This is a genomic window from Achromobacter sp. GW823-FHT04E03, from assembly GCF_058796095.1.
Window position 1 is genome coordinate 803,801 of sequence record NZ_JBXAIJ010000001.1, and the last position, 13,429, is coordinate 817,229.

Annotated in this window: 12 protein-coding genes; 8 read left to right on the top strand and 4 right to left on the bottom strand. The window is 67.5% G+C overall.

Annotation, left to right across the window (positions count from 1 at the left end; genetic code table 11):
• Positions 1 to 183 precede the first annotated feature (183 nt).
• The 3 genes from asd (at position 184) to AC1RHV_RS03695 (ending at position 3,598) form a co-directional block, all read left to right on the top strand.
• A complete protein-coding gene (asd, locus tag AC1RHV_RS03685) occupies positions 184 to 1,047 on the top strand; it encodes an archaetidylserine decarboxylase (protein WP_054454205.1) in 864 nt (287 codons plus the stop codon).
• A gap of 103 nt (positions 1,048 to 1,150) precedes the next feature.
• Positions 1,151 to 2,377 (top strand): alpha-hydroxy acid oxidase, encoded by a 1,227-nt coding sequence (locus AC1RHV_RS03690; protein WP_492299748.1) that lies wholly within the window; start codon positions 1,151 to 1,153, stop codon positions 2,375 to 2,377.
• A 60-nt stretch (positions 2,378 to 2,437) separates the two neighbouring features.
• Positions 2,438 to 3,598, top strand: coding sequence for a metallophosphoesterase (locus AC1RHV_RS03695; RefSeq protein WP_119451561.1), 1,161 nt, complete (start codon positions 2,438 to 2,440; stop codon positions 3,596 to 3,598).
• Between the two features lie 10 nt (positions 3,599 to 3,608).
• Here AC1RHV_RS03695 and AC1RHV_RS03700 read toward each other — a convergent pair whose 3' ends face one another.
• A complete protein-coding gene (locus AC1RHV_RS03700; RefSeq protein ID WP_054454198.1) occupies positions 3,609 to 4,064 on the bottom strand; it encodes an Lrp/AsnC family transcriptional regulator in 456 nt (151 codons plus the stop codon).
• A 91-nt stretch (positions 4,065 to 4,155) separates the two neighbouring features.
• On the opposite strand from AC1RHV_RS03700, the gene AC1RHV_RS03705 reads away from it, so the two are divergent.
• Positions 4,156 to 5,352: an MFS transporter gene (locus AC1RHV_RS03705; RefSeq protein WP_175180992.1), complete on the top strand. Its 1,197-nt coding sequence runs from the start codon at positions 4,156 to 4,158 to the stop codon at positions 5,350 to 5,352.
• Positions 5,353 to 5,381: 29 nt separating this feature from the next.
• Here AC1RHV_RS03705 and AC1RHV_RS03710 read toward each other — a convergent pair whose 3' ends face one another.
• On the bottom strand, positions 5,382 to 6,785 hold the full coding sequence (locus tag AC1RHV_RS03710) for a sensor domain-containing diguanylate cyclase (RefSeq protein WP_492299750.1): 1,404 nt from the start codon (positions 6,783 to 6,785) through the stop codon (positions 5,382 to 5,384).
• Positions 6,786 to 6,932: 147 nt separating this feature from the next.
• Positions 6,933 to 7,754 (bottom strand): MetQ/NlpA family ABC transporter substrate-binding protein, encoded by an 822-nt coding sequence (locus tag AC1RHV_RS03715; RefSeq protein WP_119451563.1) that lies wholly within the window; start codon positions 7,752 to 7,754, stop codon positions 6,933 to 6,935.
• Between the two features lie 159 nt (positions 7,755 to 7,913).
• On the opposite strand from AC1RHV_RS03715, the gene rocD reads away from it, so the two are divergent.
• Entirely contained in the window at positions 7,914 to 9,149 is a 1,236-nt protein-coding gene (rocD, locus tag AC1RHV_RS03720) for an ornithine--oxo-acid transaminase (RefSeq protein WP_119451564.1), read from the top strand.
• Positions 9,149 to 10,111: an arginase gene (gene rocF / locus AC1RHV_RS03725; protein WP_054454192.1), complete on the top strand. Its 963-nt coding sequence runs from the start codon at positions 9,149 to 9,151 to the stop codon at positions 10,109 to 10,111. Before rocD ends, rocF begins: the two co-directional genes overlap by 1 nt.
• 16 nt (positions 10,112 to 10,127) lie before the next feature.
• Here the strand turns inward: rocF and AC1RHV_RS03730 are convergent, their stop codons facing one another.
• Complete coding sequence (locus AC1RHV_RS03730; protein ID WP_054454190.1) at positions 10,128 to 10,868, bottom strand: IclR family transcriptional regulator; 741 nt, start codon at positions 10,866 to 10,868, stop codon at positions 10,128 to 10,130.
• Positions 10,869 to 11,099: 231 nt separating this feature from the next.
• On the opposite strand from AC1RHV_RS03730, the gene AC1RHV_RS03735 reads away from it, so the two are divergent.
• Complete coding sequence (locus AC1RHV_RS03735; RefSeq protein WP_175160468.1) at positions 11,100 to 12,308, top strand: ABC transporter substrate-binding protein; 1,209 nt, start codon at positions 11,100 to 11,102, stop codon at positions 12,306 to 12,308.
• A gap of 61 nt (positions 12,309 to 12,369) precedes the next feature.
• Positions 12,370 to 13,428, top strand: coding sequence for an alcohol dehydrogenase (locus tag AC1RHV_RS03740; protein ID WP_054454185.1), 1,059 nt, complete (start codon positions 12,370 to 12,372; stop codon positions 13,426 to 13,428).
• Position 13,429 lies beyond the last annotated feature (1 nt).

Genomic DNA, 13,429 nt, shown 5'->3' on the forward strand with positions numbered 1-13,429 from the left:
GCATTCATATGCCTGAAGTGCGCCTGAAAGCGGTAGAATTCACCCCTCTGCTCATCACCACATCGTCCCGCTGCAACGCGGGACGACGTTTTTTGACGCGGCCAGTCCCGGGCCTGAAGGCGGGCCCCTTGCGGGCCGGCCCGTGCCGCGGCCGGCCGCGGGGTAATTTCTCAGCGCTCCTAGATGCCGATCAAAGACCAACTATTCCTCGCCAGCCAGTATCTTGCCCCTCACCACCTGGTGTCGCGGCTCTTCGGGTACGCATCCGACTGCCGGGAACCCGCGGTCAAGAACTGGATGATTTCGCGCTTCGTCCGCCGCTATGGCGTGGACATGCGCGAGGCGCTGCAGGAAGACCCGCTGGCCTATGACTGCTTCAACGACTTCTTCACGCGGGCATTGAAAGAAGACGCGCGGCCCCTGGACGACGAGCCGGGCTCGGTGGTGTGTCCGGCCGACGGCGCCATCAGCCAGATGGGCGCTATCGAACATGGCCGCATCTTCCAGGCCAAGGGCCATAGCTACGGCCTGGCCGACCTGCTGGGCGGCGACGCCGAACGCGCGGCCCCGTTCCAGGGCGGCGAATTCGCCACCGTCTATCTGTCGCCCAAGGATTACCACCGCGTGCACATGCCGGTCGCCGGTACCCTGCGCGAAATGATCCACGTACCCGGCCGCCTGTTCTCGGTCAACCCGCTGACCGCCCGCAACGTGCCGCGCCTGTTCGCGCGCAACGAACGCGTGGTCTGCATCTTCGACACCGAGCACGGACCGATGGCCCTGGTGCTGGTGGGCGCCATGATCGTCGCGTCCATCGAGACGGTGTGGGCCGGCCTGGTCACGCCGCACAAGCGCCGCGTGAAAGCCACCCGCTACGACGACGCGGCGCGCGCCCCGATCCACCTGGCCAAGGGCGCGGAAATGGGCCGCTTCAAGCTGGGCTCCACCGCCATCGTGCTGTTCGGTCCCAACCAGATCCGCTGGGCCGACACGCCTGCCGTGCTGGGTCCGGTGCGCATGGGCGAACTGATGGCGCTGCCTGCGTAGTTTTCTCCGCAAATATTCGATTTATTCGAAATTGGATGTCTGGTTTTATTCGCTTTATGCGATGAATCGGCGTTGCTAGATTACGGGCTTTTACCGGCCCGCCATGACATCCCTGCTCTCGTCCTCCGCCAGTCCCCGCGCCGCCTCGGCCGACCGCCCCTTGCCGCGCGCGCTGGCGCGCATGCTGTCGCTGGACGACTTCGAGGCGGCGGCGAAACGCCGCCTGCCGCGGCCGATCTTCGGCTATGTCGCGGGCGCGGCCGAAGACAACCAGTCCCTGCGCGGCAACCGCAACGCCTTTACGCAGTACGCGTTTTCGCCGCGCGTGCTGGTGGACGTGTCGCGCCGCACGCAGCAAACCGAACTCTTCGGCCGCCGCTATGCCTCGCCCTTCGGCATTGCCCCGATGGGCATCAGCGCGCTGTCGGCCTACCGCGGCGACATCGTGCTGGCGCGTGCCGCGCGTGAGCAAGGCATACCCGCCATCCTCAGCGGCACCTCGCTGATTCCGCTGGAAGACGTCATCCGCGCAGCGCCCGGCACCTGGTTCCAGGCCTATCTGCCTGGCGATCCGCAGCGCATCGACGCACTGGTCGAACGCGCCCGCCGCGCCGGCTACGAAACCCTGGTGCTGACGGTGGACATTCCCGTGTCGGCCAACCGCGAGAACAACGTGCGCACCGGCTTCTCCACCCCGCTCAAGCCCAGCCTGCGCCTGGCCTGGGATGGCTTGACGCGGCCGCGCTGGCTGGCCGGCACGTTCATGCGCACGCTGCTGGCCCATGGCATGCCGCATTTCGAGAACTCCTTTGCCACGCGCGGCGCGCCGATCGTGTCGTCGTCGGTGCTGCGCGACTTCAGCGCGCGCGATCACCTCAGCTGGGAACATGTGGCGCGCATCCGCCGCCAATGGCCAGGCACGCTGATCATCAAGGGCATCCTGCATCCGCAGGACGCGGCGCTGGCGCGCCAGCATGGCGCCGACGGCATCATCGTGTCCAACCATGGGGGCCGGCAATTGGACGGCGCGGTCTCGCCGCTGCGCGCCCTGCCCGCCGTCGCCGAGGCCGCCGGCAATATGACCGTGATGATGGACAGCGGCGTGCGCCGCGGCAGCGACGTGCTCAAAGCCCTGGCGCTGGGCGCGAGCTTCGTCTTCGTCGGCCGGCCCTTCAACTATGCGGCCGCAGTCGGCGGCGAGGCCGGCGTATCGCACGCCATCGGCCTGCTGCGCGCCGAGGTCGACCGCAACATGGCGATGCTGGGCATCAACCATGTACAGGAGATGGGACCGGATTTGCTCGTGCGGGAGTATCCGCACCCGGCATAGAATGGCGGTTCCCTTGCCCCGCGCGCCGCTGCTCCCGGCCTGGCGCGCCCCAGAGCCGCCGTGTCCCTACGCCAATCCTCATTCTTCCTGCGCTTCCTGACCCTGGGCGCCCTGGCTCACGTCTACGTGGGCGCCCGCCTGATCCCCGACGCCCAATTGGGCGGAGCGGGTTCCGCCGCCGCCATTCTTGCCTTGCTGCTGTCCTGCATCCTGATCCCGCTGGGGATGCTGGGGCGTTCGTCCGTGCACCCGCCCTGGGGCGACCGCATTGCCTGGGTCGGGCTGTTCGCGATGGGCCTGTTCTCGTCGCTGTTCGTGCTGACGGTGCTGCGCGACGCTTTGCTGCTGGTGACGTGGCTGGCGAATCTACTGATCGGCGCCGATCTGCCTTGGACCACGTTGCGCCGGGTCAGCGCCTGGGCCGTGCCCATATTGGCCCTCGCCGGAACATTGGTCGGCCTGTACAACGCCCGCAAGCGGGCGCGCGTGGTCGATGTGGACGTGCCCATCGCCGGCCTCGCGCCCGACCTGGACGGCTTCACCATCGTGCAGATCAGCGACATCCACGTCGGCCCGACCATCAAGAAGCGCTACGTGCAGGCCATCGTCGACGCCGTCAATGAACAGCTGCCGGACATGATTGCGATCACCGGCGACGTGGTCGACGGCAGCGTCGAGCAGCTTTCCGTACAGGCCAGCCCGCTGGGCCAGCTGCGCGCGCCCCATGGGGTCTATCTGGTGACCGGCAACCATGAATACTATTCGGGCGCCACGCCCTGGATCGCCGAGTTCCGCCGCATGGGGCTGCGCGTGCTGATGAACGAGCACGTGGTCATCCACCCCGCCGGCCTGCCCGTGGTGGTGGCGGGCATCACCGACTACAGCGCCGGCTCGTTCGATCCGCAGCATCGCAGCAATCCCAAGGCGGCGCTGGCGGGCGCGCCCGCCGACGCCATGCCCCGGATACTGCTGGCGCACCAGCCGCGCAGCGCGGCGGCGGCCGAGCCACTCGGCTATACCCTGCAACTGTCCGGCCATACGCATGGCGGACAGTTCTTCCCATGGGGTTTCTTCGTGCGCTTCCAGCAGCCCTATACGGCCGGCCTGCATCGCCTGGGCAAGATGTGGATCTACATCAGCCGCGGCACGGGCTACTGGGGACCGCCCAAGCGCCTGGGCGCACCCTCCGAGATCACGCGCCTGCGGCTGCGCGCGGCCTGAACGGCGCGGCTCAGCCGTTGTCCGGCAAGGGCCCGCGTTCCAGATAGCTGGTCAGGGCGATGTCGCTGGTGGTGTTGGTGATGCCGTCGATCTGATGGATGCGGGCCAGCAGCGCCTCCAGCGCCTGCGTATCACGCACGCGCACTTTCAGCAGCATGGCGCTCTTGCCGGTGATGGTGTGGATCTCTTCCACCTCGGTCAGCTCGGCCAGCCCCAGCACCTGCTGCGTAATGGTCCAGTTGTTGGTGTCCACGTGCACGAAGGCCAGAAGCGGCCGGCCGATGCGCGCGCCGTCCAGTTTGGCGGCAATGCCCTTGATCAGACCATCGCGCTTGAGGCGCTTGACCCGTTCATGCACGGCCGGGGCGGAGAGATTCAGCATTTTGCCCAATTCGGCGTAGCTGGGGGAGGCATCGTCGGCCAGCAGCGTTAACAGCTTTCGGTCGCGGTCATCAAGATCAGGCATTGGAATCAGGTTCTGCCGAACGGCATTCGAACTTTTACAGAATAAGGAAATATAAGCGTTAACCCTTATTTTATTCCAATAAAATTTCGCGATGCAGAACCGTAGCACCCGCAGCGCCCGCCCCGCCTCTTCCGTCCCCGCCCTGATGTTCGCCGTCAGCGTCGTAGGCTCCAACGGCCTGGCGCTCAGCCCCATCCTGAGCGACGTGGCGCGCTCCTTTTCCACCTCGCCGCTGACCATCAGCACCGCCATTTCCGCCTATGGCGCGGCCACGGCCGCCAGCGCTTTCTTCCTGGCCGCGCGCATCGACCGCATCGGCGTACGCCGCTCGCTGCTGGGCGCGATGGCGGTCCTGATCGCCGCGTTGATCCTGTCCGCCTGCGCGCCGCACTGGCTTGTGCTGACGCTGGCGCAAGCCTTGGCGGGCGCCGCTGCGGGGGTCATCCTGCCCGCCGCCTATGGATCTGCCGCGCTGATCGCGCCGCCAGGCCAGGAGGCGCGCACCCTGGGACGCGTCATCGCGGGCTGGTCGGTGTCGCTGGTGGCGGGCGTACCGCTGTCCGCGCTCATCTCCGACGCGGTGGGCTGGCGCGCCACCTACGCCACGCTGGCGCTCTGCGCCGCCATTGCCGTGCTCGGGCTACGCAAGCTGCCGGAACGCCGCGCCGGGAATCCCGCGCCGCTGCGCCTGTCGCGCCTGCTGGCGCCGCTGTCCTACCGCGACGTGCCCGCCCTGCTGTTGGGCTGCCTGGCGTTCTCGTCGGCCTTCTATGGCGTCTACGCCTTCCTGGCGGACCACGTGCGCGGCCTGCTCGCGCTGTCTGCAGGACAGGTGGGCTTCATCGCTTTCGCCTACGGAGCGGGGTTCCTGCTGGCGGGGGTGGCTGGCGCGCCGCTGATCGAGCGGCTGGGGCCGCGCCGCGCCCTGCCGTTGGCGCTGGGCGTGATCGCGCTGGTGTATCTGGGGCTGCTGCCGGCCGCGCATGCGTTGAGCGCGGTGCTGGCCATCGCCACGCTATGGGGCGCGGCCTCGCAACTGAGCCTGAACCTGCTGGTGCTGCTGCTGTCGCGCGCCCGGCCCGAAGAGCGCGGCGCGGTGCTGGGGCTGAACACCTGCACCACCTACCTGGGCGCAAGCGTCGGTACCGCGATCGCCGGCACCATCTACACCCACGCGGGATTCGAAGCGCTGGGCCTGGCCGCGGCCTGCGCCCTGGCTGCCGCGGCGCTGGGCCTGCATTGGCGGCTCAATGGCCGGCGCTCGGCGCGCGGCCAGGCGACTGCCTGAATGCCACAGGTTGGCGGCAGCAACGTCGATCAGTTCCGATACTCCACCGCGCAATCCCTGCCCGACCGCTTGGCTTGATAAAGCGCGAAATCCGCACGGCGCAGCATGTCCGAGGCGGTGGCATCGCCGGGCAGAAAGCCCGCAATGCCGCCGCTGACCGACAGCGTCACCACCGCCCCGTCGATATCCGCCGGATGCTGCCGCAGGCTGGTGCGCAGGCGCTCGCAGATCGCGCGCGCCACCGCCGCATCGGCGTCCGCCAGCAGCACCAGGAACTCCTCGCCGCCCAGCCGACCCACGGAATCGCCCTCGCGCAGACAGGCGCGCAGTTGATCGCAGAAATGCCGCAAAGCGATGTCGCCCCCCAGATGTCCATAGCGGTCGTTGACCTGCTTGAAGTAGTCCAGGTCCAGCATCAGCGCGGTGGTCGGACCGCCCGCGCCACGGCGGACGTCGGCCAGGCGCTCTTCCATCCGCTTGAGGATTTCGGCGCGATTCCAGCAGTCGGTCAGGCTATCCACCCGGGCCATGCGCTCCAGGGCGGCTTCCGCACGCCGGCTTTCGGTGACGTCCATGCCCAGGTTCACAACCTTGCCGTCGGGCAGCTTGACGTTGGACCAAAGCACCGACAATTGCTCGCCGTCGCGCGTGCGCGGCTGCCATTCGCGGAACGAGCGGTCGGGCCGCGCGACGACGCTGTCCATCGCACGATCCCGTACGGCCGGATCGGGGTAGAACAGCGCAAAAGGGTTCAGGCTCAGCTTGATCTCGGCTTCGGACCAGCCGAAGCGCCGCACACAGGCGTCGTTCCACAAGGTGCAGCGGCCGTCCTGGTCGAAGGCGTTGATCAGCACCGGCGCCGACCGGAACAGCGCCCCGAACTGCGCGATGACTTCGTTGAGCCGCGCCAGCTCGCGCTCGCGGGCGGCGGCGTCCAGCACAGCGTGCTGCGCGAAGCTGGCGAGTATGGCTTGCGCGCTGACGTAGGCTGACGCATCGGCCAGTTCGCGCCTGAAGAGGAAAGCGATGTGACCGCAGGCGACCCCGTTCGCGTCGAAAAGCGTACGCGCCACCCAGGCCCGCACGCGGGCTTCGGCCAGCCAGGGATTGTCTTGCGGCGTGTGATGCAGGCAGACATGCGAGGTCTGATCCGCCAGCCGTGCGTGCAAGGCGTCACCCGCGCCCGCGGGACCAGCCGCCAGGCCAGCGCCGCAACTGGCGCTGGCGATCAGTTCCGTCCCGCCGCTGGCGTCCTGCAGCCGCACCCAGGCGTAGTCCACGCCCATGTCCGCGGCCGCGCGGCTGACCAGCGTTTCGAAAAAGCCGGCCTGCGGCCCCGCTGCCAGAATCGCGCTCGCCGCGGCCAGGATGCGGCCGTCATCGACGGGCAGGACCTGGGCATGGGCGGCATCGTCGGACGATGGAATACGCATGGCGTGGGGCTCGAGAGTAGAGGGCGCGCCCTGCGGCGCAGCCAAGACGGCGCCTCATCTCCGGGCGGGAGGAAAATTGGGGCCAGTATACGAGCTATCCCTGAGCCGAACTGCCAAGAATCGTCAATGCCTACGCCCCTCGCCCCGCTACCAGGGAAAGTCGATCAGATCGCCATAAAGGCTGCGCAGCTTGGCCTTCACTTCGGCCGAGTTCTGGTAGATCGAGATGAACTTCAACAGGCGCGGGTCCTGCGCGCCGGCCGGCGTGGCCACCCAGCGGATGGCATAGCGCCGCACATTGGCCGGATCGGTGTTGTCAAAGGCCAGGCCGTCCTTCTCGTTCAAGCCGGCCTGCTTGGCGAAGGTGGTGTACGTGACGGACGCGGTCACGTCGTCGAACGTGCGCGCCGACTGCGAGCCTTCGATCTGCACGAACTTCAGTTTCCTGGGATTGGACACCACGTCTTCCAGCGCGGCCTGGTGCGCCACGCCGGGCTTGAGTTTGATCAGGCCGATGGATTCCAGCAGCAACAGCGCCCGGCCCGTGTTGACCGGGTCGTTCGGCACCGCGATGGTCGCGCCGTCAGGCACGGCGTCGCCCTTCTTCAGCTTTTTGGAAAACAGGCCGATGGTGGTGGAATAGCCGTAGGCAATGGGCTTCAAGTCCGCGCCGCGGCGCTGGTTGAAGAGTTCCAGGAAGGGTTCATGCTGGAAGAAGTTCGCATCCACCGAGCCATCGGCGACCGCGATGTTGGGCAGCACCCAATCGTTGAACTCCACCAGCTTGACCTCCAGGCCCTCTTTCCTGGCCTGGGCGATGGCGATCTCGGTGGCGGCATTGGCCACGCTGGGGATCACGCCGATGCGCAGCGGCTTGTCCTGCGCCATGGCGGCGGAGGCGCAGGCCAGCGCCAACCCGGCCGCGGCCGCGCAGCGGGTGAATTTCAGTAGCAGTTTGTGCAACAACATGAGAACCATCCAGGTAGGAAAACAGGGCATCGCCCCGCGCAGCCGCTATTGTGCAGCAGCCCGCGGCGTCGCCCGGCAATGGCCTTTGTCACGCAATGGCAATGCCGCGGACCGGATTGCGGCGCTAAGATGGCTGCAATACCTCCTCGGGAGACGCTCATGAGCGCGGTATTGAACAATCAGCCCGGCGCACCGTCCGCCGCCAGCCACCGCGACCGCGTCGAAGACCAGCTCGGCGCGCACAACTACCACCCACTGGATGTGGTCATCGCGCGCGGCAGCGGCGTCTGGCTTTACGACGTGGACGGCCGCAAGTACCTGGATTGCCTGTCGGCCTATTCCGCCGTCAACCAGGGGCACTGCCATCCCGCCATCCTGGCCGCGATGGCCGAGCAGGCGCAGAAGCTCACGCTGACCTCGCGCGCCTTCCGCCACGACCAGATGGCGCCGTTCTATGAAGACCTGGCGCGCCTGACCGGAGCGCACAAGATCCTGCCCATGAACAGCGGCGCGGAAGCCGTGGAAACCGCCATCAAGGCCGTGCGCAAATGGGGCTACGAAGTGCGCGGCGTGCCGGAAAACCAGGCCGAGATCATCGTCTGCGCCAACAACTTCCATGGCCGCACGCTGGGCATCGTGGGCTTCTCTACCGATCCCGACGCCTACGGCCACTATGGGCCGTTCGCGCCGGGGTTCAAGATCGTTCCCTTCGGCGATTACGACGCCTTCGACGCCGCCATCACGCCCAACACCGTGGCATTTTTGGTGGAACCGATACAGGGCGAAGCCGGCGTGGTCCTGCCGCCTGCGGGCTATTTCGCTCGGGTCCGCCAGCGCTGCACCGAACGCGGCATCACGCTGATCCTGGACGAGATCCAGACCGGCCTGGGCCGCACCGGCAAGCTGCTGGCCGAAGAGCACGAAGGCATCGAAGCCGACGTCACCCTGATCGGCAAGGCGCTGTCGGGCGGCTTCTACCCCGTGTCGGCGGTGCTGTCCAACGCCGACGTGCTGGGCGTGTTCCAGCCCGGCCAGCACGGCAGCACCTTCGGCGGCAACCCGTTGGCCTGCGCCATCGCGCGCGCCGCGCTGCGCGTGCTGACCGAGGAAGGCATGATCGAAAACGCGGCCGCCATGGGCGCCTACTTCCTGGATCGCCTGCGCACCCTGCCCGGCCCCGTGCGCGAAGTGCGCGGTCGCGGCCTGATGCTGGCCGTGGAGCTGGAGCCCGATGCCGGCGGCGCGCGCCTGTGGTGCGAACGCCTGCAGGCACGCGGGATGCTGGTCAAGGACACGCACGGCCACACGCTGCGCCTGTCGCCGCCCCTGATCGTGACGCGCGAGCAGATCGACTGGGCCTGCGATCAATTGAGCGCGGTACTATCCGCCACTTGATGCACCCTACCGGAGTCCGCGACTTGCAGAACACCGCCAACCTGCCCCACCACATCACCCTGATCGGCGCGCCCACCGACATCGGCGCCGGCGCGCGCGGCGCGTCCATGGGGCCAGAAGCCCTGCGCGTGGCGGACCTGGGCCCGGTCATCGAGGCCCAGGGCTTCCAGGTGACCGACCGCGGCAACCTCTACGGCCCCGCCAATCCCTGGCTGCCGCCTACGGACGGCTACCGCCACCTGGACGAAGTCGCGGCATGGAACCGTGCGGTGCACGATGCCGTCTACGAGGAATTGAGCCAGGGCCGCTTGCCCATCCTGCTGGGCGGCGACCACTGCCTGGGCATAGGCTCGATCAGCGCGGTCGCGCGCCACTGCCGCGCAGCGGGCAAGAAGCTGCGCGTGCTGTGGCTGGACGCCCATGCCGACTTCAATACCAACGCGCTCACCCCCACGGGCAACATCCACGGCATGCCGGTGGCCTGCCTGTGCGGTTACGGCCCGGCGCAGATCACGGGCCTGTCCGGCCAGACTCCCGACATCGAGCCGGGCTGGGTACGGCAGATCGGCATCCGTAGCGTGGACCAGGGCGAAAAACGCCTGGTGCATGAGGCCGGCCTGGAAGTCTTCGACATGCGCTACCTCGACGAAATGGGCATGCGCGCCACCATGGAAGCGGCCTTGGCCGGGCTGGACGCCGACACGCACCTGCACGTGAGCTTCGACGTGGACTTCCTGGACCCGGAGATCGCCCCCGGCGTGGGCACTACCGTCCCCGGCGGCCCCACCTACCGCGAGGCCCAGCTATGCATGGAAATGATCGCCGATACCGGCCTCATGCGCTCGCTGGACGTGGTGGAACTGAACCCGGCCTTCGATGTGCGCAACAAGACCGCGGAACTGGCGGTGGACCTCATTGAAAGCCTGTTCGGCAAGTCGACCCTGATGCGCCGCGGTTCCTGAGCCGCTTGCGCGGCCCCTAAGCTTCCCGGCCGAGACGGATCGCTTCCGCCGTCTCGCTCAACAAGCGCAGGTTCTCTGCGCGCCTCTCGGCAACGCGCGACGTGGGTCCCGCCATGCACAGCGCGTACCATTCGCCGCCCAGATCCAGCGCCACCGCCAGCCCGGTCAGGTCCGCCACGCTTTCGCCGGCGTTCTCGGCCCAGCCCCTGGCCGCCGTCCGCTCGATTTCATCCAGCAGCGCCTGGCGCGTGAGCAGCGTGCGATCCGTATAGCGTTCGTACCCGACATCCTCCAGGATGCTCTCGCGCTCGGCCGACCCCAGCCGCGCAAGAATCGCCTTGGCCACGGCGCTGGTATGCAAAGGCCGCCGGACCCCGGGTCGGGTCGCGTAGTGCACCGGGTGCGTGGATTCCGCCATGTCCAGAAATAGCACCGCGCCGTCCTGGATCTTGCCCAGCATCACCGTTTCATTGGCCGCATCGCGCAGCGCGGCAAGCTGCGGACGCACCCGTTCCATCCAGGGGTCGCCCGATTGGATCAGCCCGCACAAGGCGTGCAGCTTGGGCGTGGGGTAGTAACCAGCGCGCCGCCGGACCTCGTACAGATAGCCCCGCGCCACCAGCGTACGCACCAGCGCCAGGCAGCTGGACATGGGCGCGCCCAGGCCTTGCGCCAGTTCGGTCAGCGGCATCGGCCGCCGCTCCTGGGCGAACAGTTCGATCAGTTCCAGCGTTCTTGCGACGAGCTTCACTTCCATGCGTCTACCCCTCGCGCGGCATTCCTTCAGCCGGCGCAAGCGCGCTTCGACTTGGGAAATCCACCATGTTGACTTTTCATATGTGCGAACCTAAATTCTTGCACAAGAATTTTCTTTCACCAATGTGAAATAATTTTCGGCCAGATGGAGAACTGGCGCCCCGCAAGCAGATACACAGCATCCCAACGAGACACCAATAATTCGGCCCTCATCGGGCCGGGAGGCAAGCAGATGCGTATCAAACCCCTGTTGGCGGCGCTGGCCGCCTCGCTGGCCGCCTGCGCGGCCCAAGCCCAAACCGACGTGGTACGCCTGGGCGTATCCAACGACCGTTCCGGCATCTATTCCGACCTGGGCGGGCTGGGCTCCGAGATGGCCGTGCGCATGGCGGTCGAGGACTTCGGCGGCAAGGTCGCCGGCAAGACCGTCGAAGTCATAGGCGCGGACAACCAGAACAAGGCGGACGTGGCCTCGGCCCTGGTCCGCCGCTGGTTCGACACGCAAGGCCTGGTGGCCGTGGTGGACGGCGGCGCCAGCTCCGCGGGCCTGGCCGCCCAGGGCGTGGCGCGCGAAAAAGGCGGAACCGCCCTCATCAGCGGCGGCTTCGCCGGCGACTTCAGCGGCAAGCAGTGCAGCAATCTCAGCACGCAATGGGCGCCCGACACCTATGCCCTGGCCAATGCCGTGGTCAAGAGCGTGGTCGAAAGCGGCGGCAAGTCCTGGTACTTCATCACCACCGATTATGTCTTCGGCAAATCGCTGGAAGCCAACGCCTCGCGCTTCGTGGACAAGGCCGGCGGCAAGGTGCTGGGCAGCACGCGCCATCCCCTGGGCGCGCTGGATTTCGCTTCGTTCCTGGTGCAGGCGCAATCCTCCAAGGCCGACGTGGTGGGCCTGGCCAGCGCCGGCGGCGACCTGGTCAACCTGATCAAGCAGGCCCAGGAGTTCGGGCTGACCGGGGGCAAGCAGCGCATGCTGACCTTCCTGACCTTCATCAACGACGTGCAGGCGATGGGCCTGCCCGTGGCCCAAGGGCTGACCTTCCCCACCGGTTTCTATTGGGACGCGGACGAAGACACCCGGGCCTGGACCCAGCGCTGGCAGAAAAAGATGGGCGTGACGCGCGCGCCTTCCATCGTGCAGGCCCTGAGCTACGTCGCCACCACCCATTACCTGCAAGCCGCCCAGGCCGCCGGCACCTTCGACGGCGCGACAGTCAACCAGAAGATGCGCGAGTTGCCCATCACCACCAAACTGATCAAGAATGCCCGGGTGCGCCCCGAAGACGGCCGCGTCATCATGGATCTGTATCTGGTCGAAGTGAAGAAGCCCGCCGAATCCAAGTACCCCGGCGACTTCTACCGCATCCTGTCCACGGTGCCGGGCGAAAAGGTCTTCGTGTCCCTGGCGGACAGTGAATGCCCGACCGTGAAGAAATAGCCTTGCCACGCCGCGCCCGCCTCGCGGGCCGGCCGTAAAACCACCCAGGAGGAGACATCCCATGAAGTGCTATTGCGTCGTGAACTTCCGCGAGCCCTTGCAGGAAATGAACCAGCCCACGCCCACGCCGCAAGGGTCGCAGGTGCTGCTGAAGGTGCGCGCGGCTGGCGTTTGCCACAGCGATATCCACTTGTGGGAAGGCGGCTACGACCTGGGCCAGGGCCGCACGCTGTCGTTGAAGGACCGCGGCGTCTCGCTACCGCTCACCATGGGCCATGAAACCGTGGGCGCCGTCGTCTCCGCCGGTCCCGATGCCCAGGGACTGTCGGCCGACCGCAACTACCTGGTGTACCCCTGGATCGGCTGCGGCAACTGCCCGCCTTGCCTGGCCGGCATGGAAAACCACTGCTCCGCGCCCGCCTGCCTGGGCGTGCACCGCGCCGGCGGTTACGCCGACCACATCCTGGTGCCGCACCCGCGCTACCTGATCGACATCGGCGACCTCGATCCCGCGCAGATCGCGCCCTATGCCTGCTCGGGGCTCACCACCTACTCCGCGCTGAAGAAAATTGGCCCGGACATCTACCGTTCGCACCCCGTTGTCATCTTCGGCGCGGGCGGCCTGGGCCTCATGAGCCTGACGCTGATCAAGGCCCTGGGCGGCGCCGGCGCCATCGTCGTCGACATCGACCCCGCCAAGCGCCAGGCCGCGCTGGAAGCCGGCGCGCTCGCCGCCATCGACGGCGCCGCGCCGGACGCCGCGCAGCAGATCATCAAGGCGGCCGGCGGCAAACCCGCGCAGGCCGCCATCGACCTGGTCGGCGCGCCCGCGACTACCTCGCTCGCCTTCGACTTCCTGACCAAGGGCGGCAAGCTGATCATCGTGGGCCTGTTCGGCGGCGCATCGTCGTGGCCCATCGCGCTGATTCCCATGAAAGCCCTGTCCATCATCGGCAGCTACGTCGGCAACCTGACCGAACTGCAGGAACTGATGGAGCTGGTGCGGGCCGGCAAGGTGCCGCCCATGCCCGTGCACCGCCATGCGTTGGCCGAGGCCGACAGCGTGCTGGCATCGCTGCGGGCCGGCAAGGTCGTGGGCCGCGCGGTACTGACGGACTGAA